Source organism: Stutzerimonas chloritidismutans (assembly GCF_038562055.1).
Taxonomy (GTDB): domain Bacteria; phylum Pseudomonadota; class Gammaproteobacteria; order Pseudomonadales; family Pseudomonadaceae; genus Stutzerimonas; species Stutzerimonas chloritidismutans_A.
The window spans coordinates 73,910-95,229 of the sequence record NZ_JBCFXD010000002.1; the positions used below are offsets into that span (position 1 = coordinate 73,910).

General features: G+C 62.0%; 17 protein-coding genes. 6 read left to right on the forward strand and 11 right to left on the reverse strand.

Going from position 1 to position 21,320, the window contains the following annotated elements:
* The first annotated feature begins 63 nt into the window (after positions 1-63).
* Positions 64-1,308 carry an MgtC/SapB family protein gene (locus tag AAGW23_RS03720; protein WP_342405022.1) on the forward strand — a complete coding sequence of 415 codons (1,245 nt, stop codon included), beginning with the start codon at positions 64-66 and terminating at the stop codon, positions 1,306-1,308.
* A 12-nt stretch (positions 1,309-1,320) separates the two neighbouring features.
* Here the strand turns inward: AAGW23_RS03720 and rmuC are convergent, their stop codons facing one another.
* Entirely contained in the window at positions 1,321-2,793 is a 1,473-nt protein-coding gene (gene rmuC / locus AAGW23_RS03725) for a DNA recombination protein RmuC (protein ID WP_342405023.1), read from the reverse strand.
* Positions 2,794-2,872: 79 nt separating this feature from the next.
* A complete protein-coding gene (locus tag AAGW23_RS03730) occupies positions 2,873-3,226 on the reverse strand; it encodes a tetratricopeptide repeat protein (RefSeq protein WP_234484500.1) in 354 nt (117 codons plus the stop codon).
* A 559-nt stretch (positions 3,227-3,785) separates the two neighbouring features.
* On the opposite strand from AAGW23_RS03730, the gene AAGW23_RS03735 reads away from it, so the two are divergent.
* From AAGW23_RS03735 to AAGW23_RS03745, 3 genes are read left to right on the forward strand one after another with little or no spacing between them, the layout of a single operon-like run.
* Complete coding sequence (locus AAGW23_RS03735) at positions 3,786-6,347, forward strand: YdbH domain-containing protein (protein ID WP_342405024.1); 2,562 nt, start codon at positions 3,786-3,788, stop codon at positions 6,345-6,347.
* A gap of 37 nt (positions 6,348-6,384) precedes the next feature.
* Positions 6,385-6,576, forward strand: coding sequence for a YnbE family lipoprotein (locus AAGW23_RS03740; RefSeq protein WP_073300661.1), 192 nt, complete (start codon positions 6,385-6,387; stop codon positions 6,574-6,576).
* An 8-nt stretch (positions 6,577-6,584) separates the two neighbouring features.
* On the forward strand, positions 6,585-6,929 hold the full coding sequence (locus AAGW23_RS03745) for a YdbL family protein (protein WP_342405025.1): 345 nt from the start codon (positions 6,585-6,587) through the stop codon (positions 6,927-6,929).
* 45 nt (positions 6,930-6,974) lie between these two features.
* Here the strand turns inward: AAGW23_RS03745 and AAGW23_RS03750 are convergent, their stop codons facing one another.
* The 7 genes from AAGW23_RS03750 to AAGW23_RS03780 form a co-directional block, all read right to left on the reverse strand.
* Positions 6,975-7,958 carry a lipid A deacylase LpxR family protein gene (locus AAGW23_RS03750; protein WP_342405027.1) on the reverse strand — a complete coding sequence of 328 codons (984 nt, stop codon included), beginning with the start codon at positions 7,956-7,958 and terminating at the stop codon, positions 6,975-6,977.
* Positions 7,959-8,091: 133 nt separating this feature from the next.
* A complete protein-coding gene (locus tag AAGW23_RS03755; protein ID WP_342405028.1) occupies positions 8,092-10,053 on the reverse strand; it encodes a PhoX family phosphatase in 1,962 nt (653 codons plus the stop codon).
* Positions 10,054-10,088: 35 nt separating this feature from the next.
* The gene (locus tag AAGW23_RS03760) at positions 10,089-10,919 is read right to left on the reverse strand and encodes a TonB family protein (protein WP_425540807.1); all 831 of its coding nucleotides are present in this window, start codon (positions 10,917-10,919) and stop codon (positions 10,089-10,091) included.
* A complete protein-coding gene (gene tolR, locus AAGW23_RS03765) occupies positions 10,916-11,377 on the reverse strand; it encodes a protein TolR (protein ID WP_342405029.1) in 462 nt (153 codons plus the stop codon). The genes AAGW23_RS03760 and tolR overlap by 4 nt, the downstream gene beginning before the upstream one ends.
* A 10-nt stretch (positions 11,378-11,387) precedes the next feature.
* Positions 11,388-12,095, reverse strand: coding sequence for a protein TolQ (tolQ, locus tag AAGW23_RS03770; protein WP_342405030.1), 708 nt, complete (start codon positions 12,093-12,095; stop codon positions 11,388-11,390).
* 93 nt (positions 12,096-12,188) lie between these two features.
* Positions 12,189-14,120: a phytase gene (locus AAGW23_RS03775; protein WP_342405031.1), complete on the reverse strand. Its 1,932-nt coding sequence runs from the start codon at positions 14,118-14,120 to the stop codon at positions 12,189-12,191.
* A gap of 94 nt (positions 14,121-14,214) precedes the next feature.
* The gene (locus tag AAGW23_RS03780; RefSeq protein WP_342405032.1) at positions 14,215-16,695 is read right to left on the reverse strand and encodes a TonB-dependent receptor; all 2,481 of its coding nucleotides are present in this window, start codon (positions 16,693-16,695) and stop codon (positions 14,215-14,217) included.
* 977 nt (positions 16,696-17,672) lie between these two features.
* Here AAGW23_RS03780 and AAGW23_RS03785 point away from each other — a divergent pair.
* On the forward strand, positions 17,673-18,587 hold the full coding sequence (locus AAGW23_RS03785) for a GGDEF domain-containing protein (RefSeq protein ID WP_342405033.1): 915 nt from the start codon (positions 17,673-17,675) through the stop codon (positions 18,585-18,587).
* A gap of 9 nt (positions 18,588-18,596) precedes the next feature.
* On the forward strand, positions 18,597-19,622 hold the full coding sequence (locus tag AAGW23_RS03790; RefSeq protein ID WP_342405034.1) for an AraC family transcriptional regulator: 1,026 nt from the start codon (positions 18,597-18,599) through the stop codon (positions 19,620-19,622).
* A gap of 39 nt (positions 19,623-19,661) precedes the next feature.
* Here AAGW23_RS03790 and AAGW23_RS03795 read toward each other — a convergent pair whose 3' ends face one another.
* A complete protein-coding gene (locus tag AAGW23_RS03795; RefSeq protein ID WP_342405035.1) occupies positions 19,662-19,829 on the reverse strand; it encodes a DUF2973 domain-containing protein in 168 nt (55 codons plus the stop codon).
* 433 nt (positions 19,830-20,262) lie between these two features.
* Complete coding sequence (locus tag AAGW23_RS03800) at positions 20,263-21,264, reverse strand: 2-hydroxyacid dehydrogenase (RefSeq protein WP_342405036.1); 1,002 nt, start codon at positions 21,262-21,264, stop codon at positions 20,263-20,265.
* Positions 21,265-21,320: the final 56 nt, after the last annotated feature.

Below are 21,320 nucleotides of genomic sequence, written 5' to 3' on the forward strand. Positions count from 1 at the left end.
AAGCCGTCGCTGCAGCGAGACGGCTAAACTGAAGTCATCAGAAGTTGCTGACGGCCTTTGCCCATGACCCTCGAATTACTGTTGAACCTGGCAACCGCTCTCGGTGTGGGCCTGCTGATCGGTACGGAAAGAAGCTGGAGCGGCGGTGACCAGGAAGGCCAGGAGATGGCCGGCATTCGCACTTTCGGCCTGGCGGGACTGTTCGGTGGTCTGGCTGCACTGAGCGCCAGTCACTTCGGCCTGCCCGCCTGGATTGCAATGTTCGCCGTACTGGCCCTGTTGACGATCGTCGGCTATGTAATCGAGTCCCGCACCAGTACCGACCACGGCATGACCACCGAAATGGCGCTGCTGCTGACCTTCCTGCTGGGCAGCCTCGCGGTAGCGGAGAGTCGTTTGCTGGCCGCCTCGGTGGCGATCGTCGTAGCGCTGCTGTTGAGTCTGAAGGCGCGGCTGCACGGCGCGCTGCACAAGCTCAACGAGGCCGAACTGAGCGGCGTGCTGAAGCTGCTGTTCATCTCCGTGGTGCTGCTGCCAGCGCTGCCGAATCAGGGCTATGGACCCTGGCAGGCTTTCAATCCCTACACCACCTGGTGGATGGTGGTGCTGATCGCCGGTATCGGCTTTGCCGCCTATGTCGCCATCCGTCTGCTGGGCACCCGACACGGACTGATGATCACGGCACTGCTGGGCGGCATTGTTTCATCCACAGCGATGACCATCACCCTCGCCCGGCTGGACTCGGAAAAAATGCGCCATGCGTTGGCCGCCGGCCTTCTGGCAACCTCGGCGCTGATGTTCCCGCGGGTACTGCTGGAAGTCGGGGTGGTCAATCGGGCGTTGCTACCGGCACTGCTCGCGCCGATGCTGGCAGCCGGTCTGATCTACGCCGCCGGTGCGTTGTTTTACTACCTGCGCGCCGGTCAGCATCACGACCACACCGCCGAGCCACCCCTGAAGAACCCTTTCGAACTGGGGCCCGCGCTGCGTTTTGCCGGCCTGTTAGTACTCATCCTGTTCCTCGTCGAAGCTGCGCAACGGGGGCTCGGAGATGCGGGGGTCTATCTGGTGTCTCTGTTGTCGGGGCTGACTGATGTGGATGCCATTACTCTGTCACTGGCCAACAGCGCCCGGACAGACCTGGCGGAGCAGGTCGCGGTGCAAGGAATCTTTCTTGCCGCGCTGAGCAACAGCCTGGTCAAGGGCGGCCTGATCCTTTTCATCGGCGGGCGTACCCTGGCGCTGCTGACCTTGCCGTTCATGCTCAGCGGTCTGCTGCTTGGCCTCGGGGTGCTGTGGCTGCTGTAACAGAGACGCGCGCTATTCCTCGGTCTCCAGAGGCGCCTCCGCCCCAGCACGTTCGAGCCAATCAGTTGGCAGCTGCTTGCTCGCCCGTGCACCCAGCAACTTGAGCTGTTCGGCGCGGCTCACCAGATTGCCACGCCCGTCGGTGAGCTTGTTGCGCGCACCGAGGTAAGCCTTGTCCAGTTGCTGCAGGCGGCTGCCGATCTCGTCCAGATCCTGAATGAACGCCGCGAACTTGTCGTACAGCGCCCCGGCACGCTCGGCAATTTCGCGCGCGTTCTGGCTCTGTCGCTCCTGCCGCCAGAGGCTGTCGATCACCCTTAGCGTCGCCAACAAGGTTGTCGGGCTGACGATCACGATGTGCTTGCTGTAGGCCTCCTGAAATAGCTCGGGGTCACCTTGCAGCGCGGCCGCGAACGCGGCCTCGATCGGCACGAAAAGCAGGACGAAATCCAGACTCTGCAGCCCCTCGAGGCGCTGATAGTCCTTAAGCGACAAGCCCTTCAGATGGTTGCGCAGCGACAAGACGTGTTGCTTGAGGGCCAGCGCCCGGCTGCTTTCGTCCTCAGCGCGCGTCAGCGCCTGGTAGGCGGTGAGACTGACCTTGGCGTCCACCACGACCTGCTTGTCGCCGGGCAGCTGAATGACAACGTCAGGCTGGAAGCGCTCGCCATCGGCGCTCTTGAGGCTCACCTGAGTGTGGTATTCACGGCCTTTTTCGAGGCCGGCATGCTCGAGCACCCGCTCAAGGATCAACTCCCCCCAGTTGCCTTGAGTTTTCTGTCCTTGCAGCGCACGAGTCAGGTTGGTCGCTTCATCACCGAGACGCTGATTGAGCTGCTGCAAGCGCTCCAGCTCCTTGGCCAGCGAAAAACGTTCACGCGCTTCGTTCTGGTAGCTCTCTTCGACGCGCTTCTCGAATGACTGAATACGTTCTCTAAGCGGATCGAGCAGCTGCCCAAGTCGCTCATGGCTGGTCTCGGCGAAACGCTGCTCGCGCTCCTCGAAAATTTTGCCCGCCAACTCGGCAAACTGGGCGCGCAATTCGTCGCGTGCACCCTGAAGATCTTGCAGGCGCTGCTCATGGGTTTTGTGTTGTTCATTCAACTCAGCTGTTACCGCGGCGTGAGCAGCACTCAGGGCGCGTAGCTCCGACTGTTGCGCATCGCGCTCGGCCTGCAGATCATCGAGCGTCTCGCGGGTTTCCAGGCGCTGAGCCTGCAGCCATTCGGTCTCCCTACGTAACACGGCAGCTTCAGCCTGCAGCGTCGCGAGGGCTTCATGCAGGTCGGCCTGCTCCTGACGACTGGTTTCCAGCTGTGCGCCGAGGCCTTCCTGGGCCATGACCGCCTGACTCAGCCGCTCGTCCAGCAATGACAGCTCCGCCTGACGCAGGGACAGGCGCCGCTGCAGTGACAACATGACTACGGCGAGTAAAAGACAGAGGGCACCGAGACCTGCTGCTAGATAGAGGGGGTTGAGAGGCATGAACGGCTCCGGCTGAACTGCCCGGCAGTATAGCCAGCCAGCCCGTACAGGTCAGGCTGGCCCGTCTGCGACGCAGGATCTAGCGCTTGGCCGGTAGCCGCAGAAGGATGCGCGAGGCTTCGGCCGAGCCTTGGGCCGCAGCCTGTTCAAGCCAGTGGCGCGCCTTGGATAGCTCGCGGTGCTGCCCCTGACAGTAAAGCTGACCAAGCTCGAGCTGGGCCTGACGGTCGCCTGCTCTGGCTGCCTGGCGCAACAGTTCGAAACCAATGCGGCGATCACGCTGGCTGTCGCAGTCATGGCAGAGCAAGCGTCCCAGTCGGCTCTGTGCCTCAACTACACCTTCGAGTGCCGGCTGCTTGAGCATCCGCCCCGCGATACGTTTAACACTTTTGGTCTGTCCTAGACGCTGGCTGTCCAGCAGCCACAACGCCATGCGCATCGGCAGGCGTGGAGAAGATGATGTGCTCTCGAGCGAGCTCGAGGCGAGTGGACGCGTTCTCATGGTCACCGAATGGTTCGGGGGAACAAGGGCGCGCACTGTACTCCTTTTTTCATAGAGTTAAAGTCTTGAAAAAATCGGAAATACACGATCTGGGTCACACAATTTTTTAATCCACAGAACCTGTGGATAAGTCTGTGGGCAAACCGGTTACAGATTTCTCTAGAGCCTATGGTTAGCGGGCTTCAGTTAAACTGGCGGTTTTTTCGCCAAAGAAAAATTTCTTTATTTTTCAGTTAGTTATTGAAGATATAAGCTTCCGCTTGGTTTGCGACAGATTGTCATAAGCGCTTGACAAGGCTTACAGGCAGATGTGCACAAGTTTGGCGCAACCTGTTCCAAACACCCGCCAGAGCGCTATTTCCGGGCTCGCCACTGTATTTCCGGGAACTTTCCGAACCAGGATCAGTCTCGCATGAACTCGTACCGGAGCCGGTCGCAAGCGCGTCATGACCAGCCTATGCTAGAGCATCGAATGTCGGCGGAACGGGTCATGACTAAGCGGCGGACAATCCTCGTCTGGGCGGTTGCCGGCCTGACGCTACTCGTCCTTGGGCTCGGGTTTTACGCAGGCATTCGCTGGCAGCAGTTGAAGCGTGACCTCGGGATCGTCACGCTGGAGGTGAGCGGACCGCGCCTGACACTCAGCCAATTTGCCGTGCGACAGATTGTCCTGGTCAGGCAGCCATCAGCCGACGAACGGCTCGCAATAACTCTCAACGACCTACGTCTAGACTTCGCAGACGGTTGGCAACTGCTGCCGCTGCGATCGCTGAACATCAAGCGCCTCGACGCTCAGTGGCAGCCCGCCACTGAAAACGACGACAGCCCGCCCTTCTATTTACCCGACCTTAAAAAAGTGATCGACGGGTCAACCTGGCTGCCGAGACAGGGACTGATCCACTCGCTTGGCCTGACGGTGCCCTGTGCAAGCGGAACCTGTCAGGCTCAAGGGCAACTGGCGTGGCAGCTTGGCGAACACAACACCCTGCCCGCCACGCTCGATCTGCAGCTGGACCATCAGGCACACCGCCTGGCGCTGGCGCTGAACGCCTACGAACGCGATACCGACACCCATCTGGACCTCGACCTGCAGCTGGACGGCCAGCCGCGCTTAAGCATGCAAAACCAACTGACGGACAGTAGCGACTCGACAGTCTGGCGCGGCACATTGGCCATGAACGAATTGCCTGAAGCACCCTGGCTGCTGGACTGGCTGAGTGAATGGCTGGCTTATTCGCCACCCGCGTTGCCGACACTGCCCGAGCAGATGCGGATCGGCGCGGGCTGGGCACTTGAGATCAACAGGCAGACTCTGCCGCAGGATTGGAAAGCGCTGAACGGCGAACTGCGATTGTCAGCAAATCTGCCGGCGCCATGGCCCGTGGTCGGCTTGGGCCAGGTACAGGGTCAGTTGGACCTCAGCGTTCGTGCCAATGACGGCTTCTGGATACCAACCGAACTCAACGGCGATCTCACCCTGCAGCCGGCCGCCGATCTGCTCGCCTCATTGCCAGAGCAACTGCGCCCACGTGCCGTCAGCCTCAAGATCGTTCCGGCACAGAATGACGAGACCCCTCACACACTGCCCTTGAGTATGCAACTGGCTACCCGCGGTCCCTCGCCCATGACGCTCGATACGCGCCTGGTACTGCAAACCACTGAGCCTTATACAGCGGCTTTTGACCGCACCCAGGTCAAGCTGCGCAGCCCGGCGATCGCGGGGGCGGACTTCAGCTTGAAAGGCCTCGAAGCGGACCTGCGACTGCGCGGACGGGTTTCGCAAAAGGACGCCACCATTCGCCTGGAAAAGGGCTCGCAGCTGCGGCTCGACAGCCTGACAGCCGCCTCAGACCTTACAGCCAGCACGCTGGTTATGGCGCTGGCGGGGCTGGGCGCCGAGGCTAGCTTCAGCGATGGCCAGATTCAGCGTTTGGCGGTCACTGGAAAAACAGCCGTAACCGCCGGTGAAGTGAAGCAGCCCGCCTTGCGTCCTCAGGGCTGGCGCTGGAGCGGCACGCTCAATGCGGACCAGTCCCAGATTTCGCTCGACGGCCCGCTGAGCAACGACGCCGGAATCAGCCTGCCGTTGAAGCTGACCCACAACCGGGTCGACAGCGCGACTCGCCTCCATATCTCCCTGCCAGAGCTATTCCTGCGTGCTGGCAACCCACTGGCCACGACCCTCGCCGACTGGCCGCCACTGCTGGAACTCAACAACGGCCGCATGCAGGGTCAGGCACAAATCAGCCTGCCCGGCAGCGGCCCACTCGCAGCGTCGGCCAAGCTCAGCGCCAAGGGGCTCGGGGGTATTTACGACCGCACCGAACTGAGTGGACTCGATGCTGAGCTGTCAGCCGTCCTGCGGCGCAATCAACTGCGGCTGGAGGTGTCAGAACTGACACTGCGCGAAGCCAATCCCGGCTTTACCTTTGGCCCCCTGCGCTTTGCCGGCGACTATGTGGCCTCGCTCGACACACCCGCTCAGGGGCGCCTGGCCTGGAATGTCGCCGAGGTGCGGCTGCTGGGTGGTCGCCTATGGCTGGAACCGGGCGCGGCCGACCTCGCGGCAGGCACCCAACAATTGCATGCTCATCTGCGCGGGCTGCAACTGCCTTTGTTGCTCGAAGCCTATCCCGCCGAAGGACTCTCCGGCACGGGCGTGATCGATGGAGAACTGCAACTGCAACGCAGCGAAGCCGGGATCAGTATCGAGCAAGGCTCGCTGCAGGCGCGCGATCCTGGAGGCGCGCTGCAATTCCGTTCGCCGAAGATCCAGGCCCTGGGGCAGGCCAACCCGGCGATGCGCCTGGTGACCGAGGCACTGGATGACTTCCACTACGATCTTCTGGCCAGCGACGTACATTATGCGGCTGACGGGAAGCTGGATCTGGGACTGAAACTGCATGGGAGAAACCCGGCACTGGAAGGCGGGCGCCCGATCAACTTCTCGATCAATCTGGAGGAAGACATTCCAGCGCTGCTGACCAGCCTTCAGTTATCCGACCGGGTCAGCGAAACCATTCAACGGCGCGTGCAGGAACGCCTCAGATAAGGCACTGTAACGCGGTCCTCGACCTGGAGATGCCGTCATGCGGTTGCCCCACCCGATCAGCATTTTACTGCTCGCGCTGCTCGCCAGCGCCTGTACGCCACGCGTAGAACTCGCCGTGCCCAACGAGCCAATCAATATCAACCTCAACGTGAAAATCGAGCACGAGATCTACATCAAAGTCGACAAGCAGCTCGACTCGATCATCAATGAAGACAGCGGCCTGTTCTGAGGAGCGTTATGAAGACCTATCTGAGATTCGGAACCCTGCTCCTGGCGCTGTGCCTCGCCTTGCCGGCCGCGGCCATGACACTCAACGAAGCCATGTCCGCGCTCGGCCAAGCCAAGGCCAGCGGCCAGCTCGGCGAAAAGCCCGACGGCTATCTGGGCGTGGTGCAGAGTGGCGGCCAAGCGGAAGAAATCGCCAGCCAGATCAACCAGGCGCGGCGCGCCGAGTACTATCGCCTGGCCCAGAAGAACGGCATCGGTGTCGCTGACGTCGAGGCCATTGCCGGCAAAAAGGCCATCGAGAAAACCCCACCTGGACAAATCATTCAGCTGAACGGCAACTGGATCAAGAAGTAAGCGAAGCTTCCGCGGGGTGCATCCGCACCCCGTTTCTTTTCGACTTTAGAACCAGGTCGAAACCGTCAGCGAGCCGAACTGATCGTGCTCGTCTTGTCCGTTGAATTCACGGGTGCGCCAGACCCTGGCGAAAGCCAGCTGCCAACTGTTCCAAGTCAGCGCGACGCCTGCTTTGGCATCGCCAACCCACTCGTTTGGGTCTACCGAGTGGCTGTCCTTGAACGTATTGCCTTCGAGCAGCATGTTTTGCGCCATGTAGCGCCCTTCGACGTCCGCGAACAGGCTCCAGGCAAAGCCGCCGCCCTGATCAAAAAACATGCTGCCACTCTGCGCGGGCGCCACGGCCGGAATGCTGAAGCTGCGCTCCAGCCGCTGCCCGATGCGCAAGCCGAACCCGGCAGAACCGTAGGTGTACAGATTGCCCAGCGCAAAACCGGCACTCGGGCCGTATTCGAACTCCAGCCCGCCAAGGCGTTGCTGCTGCCACCAGCGGTACTGGTAAGCGAGGTTGACGAAGGGTTCGTTGCGCAGCTGGTTGTCCCAGCCGCGCGGGTCGTTGCTGTTGGTGACTTCATGGACCCGGCGCTGAATCCTCTCGCCACCGGCCGCCGGCCCGACGATGCCGATGTCCAGATGCAACCCACCGGCGCCGCGCCAACCCTCGTGTTGCTCATCCGAGAAGATCGACATGCCGGCGAACAGCAGTGCGGCATAGGGCCGGTCATCCTCGATCACCTCCGCACGCCTGATGTTGTCCGGCGTATAGAGCTGATGACCAAGCCGATAGGCGATGTTGTCGACCTCCTCTGCCTCCCAACCTGGCATTGCCCCTGCGAACCGTCGCGACCAGTGATCGGCGTCGGGCTTGAACGAGCGCATCAATTCGAACCCGTTGGTGTAGTGGCCATCATCAGAAGCGAAAAGGTCGTTTTCGATTTTCAGCGAGTAAAGGCCCGCCTGGCTCACCAGCGGCGTGCAAGAAACAATGACGGCGAGGGACACGCGTGTATACAGCTGCGACATGGCCATGACCCGGCTCCTTGGTTACATGCAAACAGGTATGTATCTGCCTGTTAGAGCCGGGCCGCAGGTTAAACGTTCAGCGTGAGCGCGGTGCACGCAGACGCGCAACGGCGTGGCTGCTCGTCTGTAACGGGACGCATCAAGTCCCGATAACGCCCCCGTCGTTTTTGGTGATGAGCACCGTGGAAGAACGAGGGCGTGTCTTGCCATCACTGGCTGGGAAGCTCAACTCAGGATGTTGGATATTGATCCACATGGCGCGGTAATCCGGGCTCCAAGTGATGCCGGTGATCTCGCATCCGCGAGGACCCACCAGAAAGCGTCTGACTTCACGGGTGCGCGGGTCGGCGCAGAGCAGCTGGTTGGTGCCCATGGCCTGCATCGCGGGCTCTTCGTCGCCGTAGTCGGTTTCGATCCACAGCCGCCCTGCCTCATCGAACGCCAGGCCATCCGGCGACGAAAAGATGTCGCCATTGATGGTGCCGGTGAGGTTGGCCGGCACCGGCTGGCCGCTGGCGCTCTTGGCGCCGGGTTGTTCGCCGGCCAGTAGAAAGACTTCCCAGGTAAAGGCGGTGGCGGTCGGGTCGGCGCCCTTCTCGTTCCAGCGCAGGATCTGCCCGTGCAAGTTGATCGGCCGCGGGTTGGACTTGTCGGTTGGCCACTTGACGCCGCGGTTGTCGTTGTTGGTGAGCGTCACGTAGACCTCACGGCTGCGCGGGTGCACCGCCACCCACTCGGGCCGGTCCATGGGCGTCGCGCCCGCCTTATCAGCTGCCGCACGCGCGTTGAGCAGGACTTCGGCCTGGTCGGCGAACCCATTCTCGACCGTGAGCCCGTTCTGGCCGTGGACCAGCGCCAACCACATACCGCTGCCGTCGGCATTGAAGCGCGCCACGTAGAGCGTGCCGTGGTCGAGCAATTGGCGGTTGGCCTGATCCGCACCCGGCACGTAGCGCCCAGAGGGGACGAACTTGTAGACATACTCGCCTTTGGTGTCGTCGCCGGAGTAGAACGCCATGCGGCCGTCCTCGCCCAGCGACAGCACTGAACATTCGCGGCAGTAGCGACCAAAAGCGGTGCGTTTGACCGGTTTGCTCTGGGGGTCGAACGGGTCCACTTCCACCACCCAACCGAAGCGGTTCGGCTCATTCACGTAGCCGCCGTGGGGTTGCGCCGGGTCCGGCGTGGCGTTGAAGCGCGGGTCGGCGGTTTCCCAGCCGTAGAGTTTGCTCAGGCCTTCGCCGGCGATGCCGTAGCGCTTATGCGACCTGCGCTTGGCCAGATCAGCCGCGTCGTGGTTGACGAAATAGTTGTGCCAGTTCTCTTCACACATCAGGTAGGTGCCCCAGGGCGTGAAGCCGCTGGAGCAGTTGTTGACCGTGCCGATGATCTCGCGCCCGCTCGGGTCGGCAACAGTTTTCAGCGCATCGTTACCAGCCAGCGGACCGCCAACTGCCATGGGCGTCATCGCGGAGAGGCGGCGGTTGTAGCGCGACGGCATGACTCGCTGCCACTGCCCCTGGGCATCCTTCTTCACCTCGATGATGCTCAGGCCATGCGCGGCCTGTTCCTTGCGCACCTCGTCCAGCGGGCGCTTACCATCGGTGAAGGTCATGCCGTTGGGGTGCAGCGGCGGGTTGACGTATTCGTGGTTCATCACCAGCAAGCCGTGGCTATCAGGGGCGTCTGGGAACGGGAAAAAGTGCATGCCGTCGTGGTTGTCCCCGGCCTGCTTGAGCTGAGCCTGCCAATCGTCGCTGGCATCCGGGTTCCACGCTGGCGCGTCGGCCAGCACGGCGTCGCCCCAGGAAAAGAAGGTGCGCGCGCTGTAGCCCGGCGCGACCTGCACGCTGTCGAATTTAGGGTCGAGCTGGGTAGGAATCCCGCTGAAGCCGATCAGCGAATCCGACTGTACGGCACTCTGGCAGGCGCCCAGACTGCCGCCGAGAAAGCCCAGCGCGGCGAGGCCCATGCCGCCCTTGAGCAGGTTGCGCCGGCCCTGATCGACCAGCTGCCCAAGCGAGGGATTGGCGCTGGGGTTGATGGCCTGATCGTCCAGGGCGGAAAGGTTGGCGTGGAAACTCTGAAAGTCCTGTTTCATTCACTGGCTCGTCTGGCAAATGGATCTGCTGCGCATCACTGGATGCGGTAATGAAAGGTGTTCTTCACTTCGGGAACGGTCACGGCACGACCCTCGACAATACGCGGCTGATAGCGAAAGCTTTTCGCGGCGTTCAGCGATGGCCGGATAAACAGCGGGTGGCAATCCTCCAGGACCTTCGGGTTTTCGATCCGCCCCTGCGGGTTGACCGAGTAACTCACCGTGCAGCTGCCTTCGATGCCCTTGTCCAGTGCACGCTGCGGATAGTCCGGCGCATCTTTGGCGATCGGCAGGTACTGGCGGCTGGAAGCTGCGGCGGCCTCGGCCTGTCGCGCACGTTCGGCGGCGGCAGCTGCTTCGGCCCGAGCCGCCTGTTCGCGCTGTTGCGCCTCGCGTGCCAGCTGCTCGCGGTGCTCAGCTTCGAGCCGTTCCTGCCGCTCACGCTGGCGTTTCTGCTCGCGCTGTTCGTCGCGTAGCCGTTGTTGCTCCAGCGCCGCCTCTTCCTGTTTCTTCTGCTCGGCCCGCTTGAATGCCAGTTCGGCCTGTTCGAGCCGATGCTGTTCGATTCGCGGATCCACCTGCGGTTCCTCGAGGACCGGCTCGATGGCCGCTTCGACCGGCTCGGGCGCAGGCTCAGGTTCGACTAGCGCCTCGAGTTTCGGCTGCGGCACAGGCAGGCTGACCAGCTGGGTCTTGAGCACCTGCGTGGAGCTGGGCGGCGTCAGTTCGGGCGTCCAGCCGTGCAGCAACAGACCGAACACCGCGGCATGCAGCGCGACCGTTACTGTCGCCGCGCTGGCATGGCTGCGCCATTGGGGTCGAGCCACCGGGAAGCTGCCGGGCAGCGGCATGCTCAAGCTGCTCATGGAGCGGGCTGCCCGGGGGGCGCCTCGGTGATCAGGCCGAGATTGACCACCCCGCCTCGCTGCAGCTCGGCGATGCCAGCCACCACGCGGCCATAGTCCGCCGCATCATCGGCGCGCACGTAGACCTGGGTGTCGCCGCGCTCGGCGATGATCGCCGCAACCTTATCGCGCATCTGCTCGAGGTCGATTGCGCTGTCGGCCTGGTCATCGGCGTTCAGCTCGTTGCCCAAGTTCCAGTAGAAGCCGCCATCGGCCTTGACCGAGAGCGTGAGGATCTGCCGCTCGTTCTCGGTGGGCATCGCCTCGGCGGCGACCTTGGGCAGCTCGATCTTCACGCCCTGCACCAGCATCGGCGCGGTGACCATGAAGATCACCAGCAGCACCAGCATCACGTCAATATAGGGCACCACGTTCATTTCGGCCTTGGGGCCATGTTTGCGCTGCGGTTTGATCAGCATGGCAAGCTCCTCAGGCAGCAGCGACGACGCTGGGCGAGCAGGCGTGCAAACGGCGATGCAAACGCGCCTGCAATTCGTTGGCGAAGCTGTAGTAACGCGCGCTCAGGGTCTGGCCACGGGCGGAGAAACGGTTGTAGGCCATCACCGCCGGGATCGCGGCAAACAGGCCGATGGCCGTCGCGATCAGCGCTTCGGCGATCCCCGGCGCAACAGTGGACAGGGTCGCCTGCTGCACCATGGACAGCCCGAGGAAGGAGTTCATGATCCCCCAGACAGTGCCGAACAGGCCAATATAGGGGCTGACCGAACCGACCGTGGCAAGAAATTGCAGACCGATTTCGAGTCGCTCTTCCTGCTCGGCGATAGCGACGTACAGGCTGCGTTCGACGCCCTCGATCACCGCATCCGGAGCGATACCCGGCTGGCGCTGGAGCTGACTGAACGCCTGATAACCGGCGAGGAAAATGTGCTGCAACGCGGCTTCGCGGGGAAGCGCCTGCTCGTCGCCCTCGCGATAGAGCTGGGTCAGTTCGCCGCCACTGCGAAAGCGCTGCAGGAAGCTCCTGAGCAGTCGTTCGCTGCGGCGCAGCGCGGCACCCCGCTGGATGATCAGGTACCAGCTGGTGAGCGACGCCAGCACCAGCGTCATCATCACCAGTTGCACGACCAGGCTGGCTTCGCTGACCAGACCCCAGACCGACATGTGTTCACTTTGCATCTGTTTTTCCTCCGGCCGTCCCGTGGGAAGGCACTCGTTGATTACGTTCAGGCAACGCCATGGGCGTCGCCTGATGCGCCCATGCGTCAGACGTCAGTCCAGCCCCAACGCGTCGGCAACCGCTGCCCAAGGCAGATATTTGTAGTTCTGAGCGCCTTCGGGCATGCGCTTGCGACCGTCCTGCACCACCAGCATGCCGCGGCTCCAGATACCGCCGAGATTGGCCGAAGTGACTTCCAACCCATCGGTTTCCGATGCGCCATCGATACCGAGCTCGGCATTCAAACCGATGCGGAAGGCGCCGCGAACGGCGTAGGGCGCCGTGGCATCGAGCACCAGATAGCTGTCGTTGCCCTGGCTGGAGATCACCAGGTAGTCGGCTTTCTTACCCTGGTACAGCGCCAGACCTTCGATGTCGTCATGCAGGGGCCCGCCGATGCCGATGACCTTTTCCAGCACCGTCGTTGCGTCGCTGCGCAGATCCAGCGCCCATACCGCCGCGTCTTCTTCACCGACGAACAGCCGATGGTGGCGGTCATCGGCGACGCAGCCCTCGGGCTGGCTGTCCACCTTGAACTCGCGCACCTGCTCGCCGCTCAGAGAACCGCCCGAACCGTCGAGGCGGTATTGCTGGAAGGTGCCGTCCTTGTCATTGGCAATAGCATGGATAGCGCCCTGGCGATCCTTGAACAGGCACAAGCCGTAGATCTCATTGAACGGCGTTGCGATCTCGCCGATGCCGCTGACCTGGCCGCTGCGCGGGTCGATGGCGAACAAGTGCAGGCTGTTGTGATCTCGATTGCTCGCCACGGCGAGATCGACCCGCTTGCCGCTGAGAACAAAGCCGGTGCGCACGTCCACATTGTTCAACCGCCCCACCGCCAAGTACTGCAGCTGCTTGCCAGACAGGTCATAAACAGCCAGCCCGCCTTTCTTGTCAGTGCCAAGTACACGGCTGCGCGCAGGGTCGCTCGGGTTGACCCAGATCGCCGGATCGTCTGCCGCATCGCCCAGATGCGGCACCGGATCGGTTTGGACCTTCGCGGGCAGCACCGGGATCACCGGCGTTGCGACCGGCGCTTCAGGTTGCCAGTCCAGGTGCGCACGGTGCACGCCGCGCTCGTCGGTCAACAACAGATCGAGGCCGGTGAGCGTCGCGCGGGCGCTGACCTGCTCCGGTTCGTCGAAGCCGTCCAGCGCGATCACCTCATGGCTGCGCCAGTCATCGCCGTCACGCAGATACAGATGCAGCGCACCCGCTTCCGGGTCCAGCGCCAGCAACCCGCCCGGCACCAGCGCCATGCCGGCAATGGCTTCGGCGATGCCGCCGAACGGCTGCACAATGTCCACCGGATGGCGCAGCAAGGGTGCTTCGGCGTCAGCGGCGTAACGCCAGAGGCCGACATTTTCTTCGTTCACCACCAGCTCGCCGGTCTGGTCGTCCGCCTGGCAGTCGCTGCTCTGCGGTGGCAGGCTCAGGCCACGTACGCGCTGCGGTGAAGCCAGTAACGTCTGCCCTGCCGCCACCAGCCATTGCTCGCCGATGCCATCCTCACCGATCAGAAACAGGTAGCCATTGCGCACGGCGTCGCGATATAGGCACAGCCCCTCAATGGCGAAGTCTGTCTTCGGAACGTACAGCGGCTGGCTCCACTGATGCTGGCGATCGAGCCCGAGCAGCACGGCCTGCTGACGCTTGCGGTCGAGCGTGGCGACCAGCAGGCCGTCCTTGCCGACACGGTGATCCAGCCCCTCGAAGCGGCCGTCGACGCCACTGAGTCGCGCACCCTGCGCGTCCAGCAACTCCATGCCGCGCGAATCCGGGCGAACCAGCAGCTGCGAAGCGCCCGGCCAGAATCGGTCGTTGCCAATCAACTGGGCGCTTTCGGCTTGCCGTGGGGAAGCGCTCATCAGGCTCAGGCTTGCTGCGGTCTGCTCCGCGGGCAGCTGAACGGTTCCGGACTGACAGCCTGCCAGCGCAATGCAGAGGCTCAGCCACAAAGGTTTGTACGAAATTACGTCCATGGTTTTTCCATTCAGCAGCCGCTGACCGACACCGTTCAGAAGGGGAACAGAACGGCGTCGGGGCGGCGTAAAAGTGAACTCGGTAAGGTCTGGATCAGAAGTGCGTCAGGGTCAGGCCGAGCTTGTAGGTCGGGCCGTACTCTTCGTACTGGGCGTTGTAGCGGCTGCGTCCGGTGTAGACGAAGTAGGACTCGTCGGTCAGGTTCAGCGCCTCGAGCGTCACCTGTAGGTTCGGCGTGATGAAGTAGCCAGCCTTGAAGTCCACGAACAGCTGCTCGTCGGCGTACAGGTCGTGGACTTCGTCGTCGATGCCGGACACCTCGGCCAAGTATTCGGACTTGTAGTTGGCCGCCAGCCGCATGTTGAACACGTCGTTTTCCCAGCCGACCATCAGGTTGCCGACGGTATCGGAGTGGTTTGGCAGATCGATGCTGCGGCTATTGCCCTGTCCTTCGATGTCCGCGTCGGACTTGCTGAAGGTGGCGTTGGCACCGAGCAATACGCCGTTCCAGGGCGCGGGCAGCCAGTCGAGCTTTTGCGAGTAGGACAACTCGACACCGTAGAGCTTGGCGCTGCTGCCATTCTCGTAACTCAGCGCCTCGTCGAAGTCGGCCCACTGACCAGTACCGGCCACGTCGGTGTTATAGATGAAGTTGTCGATGTCCTTGTAGAACAGATACGCCGATACGGCCCCGGCACGGCCCATGTAGTGCTCGATGCCGAGGTCGTAGTTCATCGACTCCAGCGGCTTGAGGTCGGGATTGCCGAACTCCGCTTCATCGCCGTCGATGATGAAACCGGGCGCCAGCTGTTCGAACGTCGGGCGCACCACAGTGTTGGTCCAGGCGGCCCGCAACAGGGTGTCATCCGTTAGCTGGTAGCGCGCGTGTAGACCAGGCAGCCAGTGGTCATAGCGGTTATCGCTGGAGATCGATTCGAACTCACCCTCGCGTATCCCCGTGCCCTTGGCACTGAACTCGGTGCCCTCGTAACGCAAGCCGGCGATGAGGCGCCACTTGTCCAGGTCCAGGGTGTTCATGAAGTAGGCGGCGTTGATGTCTTCGCTCATGTCGAAGTCGCCGATGCGCGACTCTTCTTCGTCACGGAAAGCGCTCGCGTCCAAACCACCAATGAGACCTTCAAGGGCACCGGCGCTGATGCCCGGGCCGAAGCGATTGAGGCTGTAGTCGACAGAGCCATGCTGGAAGTCGGCCAATGTCAGGTCATCGAAATCATCGTAGGCCCAGACATCGACGTCATTGGTCTTGTCGCGCCGGCTCAGCTTGCCGCCAAACTTGAATTGCGAGGCGTAGCCCTGAATGTCGTACTCGCGAGCCAGGTCCAGGCGAATGTTCTTTTCCTTGTCACGGGCGTCGCTCTCTTCCCACTCCACCTCGTCCAGCTCGAAGCTGGCCGGATCGTAGAAGGACGGATCGACAGTCAGACGCGGCTTAGTGGTACTGGAAAAACCCACGTCAGCGAAGTCGCCTTCGAAGGTGGCGCTGGAAATGCCGCCCGGGTTGCGCTCGCGTGCCTCGCTGTAGCCGACCTGACCGCTGAGCGTCCACAGGCCCATCATCCGCTCGCCACCGAACACGTAGGACTGGATGGTCTGGGTTTCCTCGCGGGACTTGATCTCGCGCCAGCCCTCGGCATCGCCCAGCTCGCCGGCCAGCTGCGCATCTTCGAACTCGACCCCGGCGGCATTGCGGGTTTCGCTGTCCTTGAAGCGGCTGTAGAGCGTGCGCAGGTAGTAGCTGCTGAAGTCGTCGGGCTGGTAGTCGAAATTGAGTCCGACGCCGGCGCGCTCGCGGGTGATCTCGTAGTCGCGCTGCTCGAACTCTTCCAGCTGCGCGCCATCCTCGAAATCCCAGTTACCGCCGGTTTCCACGTTATCGGAGCCAAAATCCCGTTCCTGCCAGCTCAGGGCCGCGGCGACACCGAAGTTGTCCACACCGCCGCCAAGGCTGAAGCGGTTGCTGATGGCTCCCGATAGCTTGGGGCTGGTCTTGTCGACGTTCTCGTCGTAGCTGCCTTCGGTGCTGAGGCTGTAGAACAGGCCGTCGTGGTCGAACGCCGACAGGCTTTCCACCTCAATGGTGCCGCCCAGAGAATTGGCGTCCATGTCCGGGGTCAGCGTCTTGACCACAGAGAGCGACTGCACCAGTTCCGAAGGCAGCACGTCCAGCGCCACCGCGCGGCGACCACTCTCCGGCGAGGGCACCAGGGTACCGTTGATAGTGACGCTGTTCAGGTCCGGCGCGATGCCGCGCACGCTGACGAAGCGGCCTTCGCCCTGGTCCCGCTCGACCGAAAGTCCGGGGATGCGCTGCAAGGCTTCGGCGGCATTGTCGTCGGGCAACTGGCCGATGCCGTCGGCATGGACCACGCTCTTCACGCTGTCGGAGCTGCGTTGTTCTTTCAATGCCTCGTCGAGGCTGACAGCTTGGCCGATCACTTCGACGTGTTCCATGACAAGCGGCTCCTCGGCCCACGCCGAACCGGCACTGATGGCCAGTGCCAGCAGGCTGACGCGAAATCCTGCATGACGGATGCCGCTGCGGTATGTGCTCATGAACAAATCCCCCGAACGCTGATTACCGGGTCCATCCCGGAACTGCAGCGGACGGTAGGGTCGGAATATGGCGGTTCTGTGACAGCGGGTGGTGCTGGGGGGCCAGCAGGGGCTTATTGGGGGAGTTTTGGGTGGGAATTGAGCTGATATGACCTGGTTTGGTGGGTCGGGTGAGACGTGTGTGAGGTTGCGGTTCGTGCCGCTGCTCGTTGCCGCGTGGTCCGGGACGCTGGTTTCGCCCTGCTGGGCGAGTCCCTTTTGGCAGTCGCACGGATGGCCGCCCCGCCAAAAGGAACCAAAAAGTCTTGCCCCTGCATCCGGACTAGGCGTCCCCGGTTCGCTTCGCTCGACTTCCCTCATTCCATCCGCGCTCCGGGGGCCGGCGTAGAAGGGACATCCATGGCCCTTTACGCCTCTCGCGGCAGCCATGCCGCTCGCTCCCCTCCGCGCGGATTCCATTCGGCCTCCTGAAGGGGCGTTCGGCGTCGTGTGGTAGATCATTTGTCAGGAAACAAGCAAAGCGTTCTTGTTTCGCTGTGCCCGAACTGTCAGACAACTCGGACTCGATTGCCCTTCAGGAAGCCGAGCGCAGATGCTGCGCAGGGGGACGCGAGGCATGGATGCCGAGCGAGGCGTGATGGGACATGGATGTCCCTTCGCGCCGGCCCCCGGAGCAGCACCGGTGCGAGGGAAGTTTTGCGAAGCAAACCGGGGACGCCCAGTCCGGATGCAGGGGTGGCCTTCTTTTTGGTTACTTTTTCTTGGCCACGCAAGAAAAAGTGACTCGCCCAGCAGGGCGAAACCAATGCTTCAACCACCTCGCAAACAGGCCTAACAACCAAAACGATCCACCTCCTCAGTTAGCCCCCCAAAAAAAGCGGTGAGCCAATTCAACCCCCACCGCATTCATCCAACCGTCACATTCATCTGTTTCCGTGCCCTCACGCATTGGCGCGCAGCCTCGCCACGGAGACCCGATGAAATCCCTGCTCAAGCTCCATTCGCTCACCCTGCTCGGCCTTGCCTTCGTTGCCAACCTTGGTCTGCAGATCTACTTGGCGACCGGCCAGATCAAACCCTGGGCCGAGATCAATTGGATGGACGTTGCAGGGGAAGGCGGTTCGGCCGTGCTCGCCTTGGCCTGGCTGATCATGCTGCTGCACAGCCGTCCGGCCGGCCGAGTGACCCGACTGCTGGCGCTGGGCCTGGCCTGTGTCTTCTTCTCATGGTGGATGGACACCCTGGACGAATTCATCCAACTGCCTGAGCTGGCGATCTGGGACAACTGGCTGGAGACCGCGCCGATGCCCGTCGGCCTGCTGCTGCTGACCCTAGGCATCTACCACCTCAATCAGGAACAACGCGCCATAAGTCAGCAGATGAGCAAGCGCGAGAAAGGCTTCCGCGAGCACCGCCTGTTCGACAAGCTCACCCCATTAGGCGCTGCGGAATACCTGCGCCAGCAGGTGCAGCTGGCGCTCACTCACGCCGAGGCAGAACAGCAGCCGCTGTCGCTGGTGGTTGTGGATCTGGACGATTTTAACGCCATCAACCAGCGCTTCGGCCAGGCCGAGGGCGATGCGGTCCTCAAGGCCATGGCGCAACTACTGTTGCTTAACCTGCGCCACCAGGACCTGCTCTGCCGCTTGGCCGGAGATCGCTTCGTCGCGGTGTTGCCGAACACGGGCGAGACCCAGGCCCGAATAATCGCAGATGAACTGAAACAGGCCGTGGCCAGCCTGGCGCACAAGACCACACAGCACGGTGAGCGGGTGCATCTGCATGTCAGCACCGGCGCGGTGATGGCCTTCAACGAAGAGGCTGAACAGCTGCTCAAACGCCTGAATCTGAACCTGGCCAAAACCAAGCAGCAGCTTTCGCGCTGCGCCTGAGGAACAGCCATGACGCCTGGTTACGAGTGCGATACACGTTGCATCGCGGCACATCATCAGCCGGCTGTGCTGATTGATCTGGCGTTGTCACGAGGAATCGACAGCCACCAGTTGCTGCGTGGCAGTGGGCTGTTCTATGAAGACGTGCTGGGCGGCCAGGCGAGGATCAGTCCCCTTCAGTTTCTGACCTTGATTGAAAACGCGCAGCGCTTGCTTGGGGCGGACGACAGCAGCTTTCTGTTCGGCCAGCGTTTGCTGCCCGGCCATTACGGCGAGGTCAGCCACGCGCTGACCCATACGTGCACGTTGCGACAGGCATTGGAACAACTGCAGCAATTTCGCGCCTTGCTCAGTCCGCTACTCACGCCCCGCTTGCTGCTCGACGAGCAGCAGGCATACCTATATTGGACTGACAGCTGTGGTTCCGGTGATCAGCAGCGCTTTCTAACCGAGGCCAGCCTGACCGCCGTGGTTGCGATGAGCAAAAGACTATCCGGCGAGCGCCTGCCATGGCGCTTCCACCTCGCCTACCCGCAACCGCGACATGTCGAACAGTATTGGGTGCACCTGGGCGAGCAGCTGGAGTTCGCCAGCCAGATGACCATGATGAGTCTGCCGCTGGAATATCTTCACAAGCCCTGGCCTGGCGCCTCGGCCACCGCCGGACAGGTCGCGTACCAAGCGAGTTGTGCGCAGCTGGAAAGTCTTGGCTGGCCTGGCAGCTTTATCGATCAGCTGTATGACTATCTGTATGCGAATATCCGCGAGCCGCTGAATCTGGAGCGCGTCGCCCATGCTTTCGAGATGAGCCCCGCGTCGCTCAAGCGCAAGCTGCACAAGCACGGCACGGGATTTCAGGAGCAGCTGGATCAGGTGCGCAAACATGTAGCCCTGTATCTGTATCAGATGAAGGGCTACAGCAATGACGAAACCGCCAGTTACCTGCGCTTCAACGACACCACCAACTTTCGCCGCTCGTTCAAACGCTGGACCGGTCTGGCGCCGAGCAGCCTGCGCCAGCTATTCCAGAGCTGAGCCGGCCAGGCGTGTCGCCGCGCCTCGCCTGTTGCCTCGCTATCGGTCGGATTGAAGTTCGGGGTGTGCAACCTTTGCTTGGGTTGGCTGTGCTTCGTTCACATCGCGCCGATGACTCAGGGTGGTCAGCGCTCGACGCAACAACAGCGCGGCGATACCGGCAACGGCGAGAAAAGTGATTAGCACCGGTATGGCTTGTTGGTTCATCCGTCTGGCTCATCCTTGGTAAAGCGTCGCGGTCGAGATAGCGTTTTGATACTACCGGCGATTTTGTGCGAATGCCATTGCCGCAGCGGCCCCTGATGATCAAGGCACAGGCGCATTCTCGGACAAACGGTAGGACCCAACCGGTATTTGGCGAGTCGTAACTGCATCTTCACAGCTAATAACTCGAGATACCTGAGGGAGCCGATCCAGATGCATCGGGAATACACCAGGCAATACCATCAACTGCGTACTCACATTGAACGGATGCTCGATAGCGGCGCGGTGATAGCTGAACGAGCGCCGCTGACGATCAGACGTGGGAATCAGGTTTATCAAGTCGCTTGTGGCATGCTGATCAGCGAGCAACGCGCTCGCTGATACTGCAAGCCCCGTAATCGCCAGCTACCCCTGCTGACAAAGCGAACCGTGAAGGTCACACCACCTTGTCGACGGTCACCCGGTTCAGGGTTCCGCTCCCCTGCTCGAAGGCGCTGATATTGGCCAGTGTGGTCTCGGCAATATTGGTCAGCGCTTCAGCGGTGAAAAACGCCTGATGTCCCGTGATCAAGACGTTGGGAAAGGTCGTCAGGCGCATGAACTGGTCGTCGCTGATGACCCGCTGTGACAGGTCCTGAAAGAACAGGTTTTCCTCTTCCTCGTAAACGTCCAGGCCCAGGCGACCGATCTTTCCGCTTTTCAGGCCGTCGATCACCGCGTGCGTATCGACCACGCGGCCGCGGCCCGTGTTGACCAACATCACGCCCTGCTTCATCTGAGCGATTGCAGCATCATCGATCAGGTGGTGAGTTTCGGGTGTCAGTGGGCAGTGCAGCGAAATGATGTCCGCTTTCTCAAACAGCTGTTCCAGAGGCACGTAACGCACGAACGCCTTCGCATCAGCGCTGGGAAAAGGATCATGGGCCAGTACCCTGCAGCCGAAGCCATGCATGATGTCAGCGAAGATAAGGCCGATCTTGCCGGTGCCTATCACGCCCACCGTCTTGCCGTACAAGTCGAAGCCCAGCAGGCCATCGAGGGAGAAATTGCCCTCTCGAATGCGGTTGTAGGCCCGGAAGGTCATCCGGTTGAGGCTCAAGATAAGCGCCACCGCATGCTCGGCCACTGCATGCGGCGAGTAAGCCGGTACTCGCGCCACGGTCATGCCTAGCCGCTCTGCTTCTGCTAGGTCGACGTTGTTGAAGCCGGCCGAGCGCAGGGCAATCAGCCTTGTGCCGTTTGCGTGCAGGAGCTGCAGCACCTCACGGTCGAGCTTGTCATTGACGAACGCACAGATGCCGCTGAACTCTGAAGCCAACGTGGCCGTTTCAGCCGTCAACCGAGCGTCCAGATAGACCAGTTGGTGCTGGTGCGCCTGGTTGGCCTGATCGAGAAAAATGCGGTCGTAGGGTTTGGTACTGAAGACGGCGATGCGCATGAACTGGCCTCCTCGCGAGACGGGATGAGCGGGCGACGGTACTCACTTGATCTACC

What these genes read in the sequence shown, in the direction of transcription:
- AAGW23_RS03720 (WP_342405022.1), top strand. Translation starts at nt 64, where the DNA reads ATGACCCTCGAATTACTGTTGAACCTGGCAACCGCTCTCGGTGTGGGC.
- rmuC (WP_342405023.1), bottom strand. Translation starts at nt 2,793, where the DNA reads ATGCCTCTCAACCCCCTCTATCTAGCAGCAGGTCTCGGTGCCCTCTGT.
- AAGW23_RS03730 (WP_234484500.1), bottom strand. Translation starts at nt 3,226, where the DNA reads ATGGCGTTGTGGCTGCTGGACAGCCAGCGTCTAGGACAGACCAAAAGT.
- AAGW23_RS03735 (WP_342405024.1), top strand. Translation starts at nt 3,786, where the DNA reads ATGACTAAGCGGCGGACAATCCTCGTCTGGGCGGTTGCCGGCCTGACG.
- AAGW23_RS03740 (WP_073300661.1), top strand. Translation starts at nt 6,385, where the DNA reads ATGCGGTTGCCCCACCCGATCAGCATTTTACTGCTCGCGCTGCTCGCC.
- AAGW23_RS03745 (WP_342405025.1), top strand. Translation starts at nt 6,585, where the DNA reads ATGAAGACCTATCTGAGATTCGGAACCCTGCTCCTGGCGCTGTGCCTC.
- AAGW23_RS03750 (WP_342405027.1), bottom strand. Translation starts at nt 7,958, where the DNA reads ATGGCCATGTCGCAGCTGTATACACGCGTGTCCCTCGCCGTCATTGTT.
- AAGW23_RS03755 (WP_342405028.1), bottom strand. Translation starts at nt 10,053, where the DNA reads ATGAAACAGGACTTTCAGAGTTTCCACGCCAACCTTTCCGCCCTGGAC.
- AAGW23_RS03760 (WP_425540807.1), bottom strand. Translation starts at nt 10,919, where the DNA reads ATGAGCAGCTTGAGCATGCCGCTGCCCGGCAGCTTCCCGGTGGCTCGA.
- tolR (WP_342405029.1), bottom strand. Translation starts at nt 11,377, where the DNA reads ATGCTGATCAAACCGCAGCGCAAACATGGCCCCAAGGCCGAAATGAAC.
- tolQ (WP_342405030.1), bottom strand. Translation starts at nt 12,095, where the DNA reads ATGCAAAGTGAACACATGTCGGTCTGGGGTCTGGTCAGCGAAGCCAGC.
- AAGW23_RS03775 (WP_342405031.1), bottom strand. Translation starts at nt 14,120, where the DNA reads ATGGACGTAATTTCGTACAAACCTTTGTGGCTGAGCCTCTGCATTGCG.
- AAGW23_RS03780 (WP_342405032.1), bottom strand. Translation starts at nt 16,695, where the DNA reads ATGAGCACATACCGCAGCGGCATCCGTCATGCAGGATTTCGCGTCAGC.
- AAGW23_RS03785 (WP_342405033.1), top strand. Translation starts at nt 17,673, where the DNA reads ATGAAATCCCTGCTCAAGCTCCATTCGCTCACCCTGCTCGGCCTTGCC.
- AAGW23_RS03790 (WP_342405034.1), top strand. Translation starts at nt 18,597, where the DNA reads ATGACGCCTGGTTACGAGTGCGATACACGTTGCATCGCGGCACATCAT.
- AAGW23_RS03795 (WP_342405035.1), bottom strand. Translation starts at nt 19,829, where the DNA reads ATGAACCAACAAGCCATACCGGTGCTAATCACTTTTCTCGCCGTTGCC.
- AAGW23_RS03800 (WP_342405036.1), bottom strand. Translation starts at nt 21,264, where the DNA reads ATGCGCATCGCCGTCTTCAGTACCAAACCCTACGACCGCATTTTTCTC.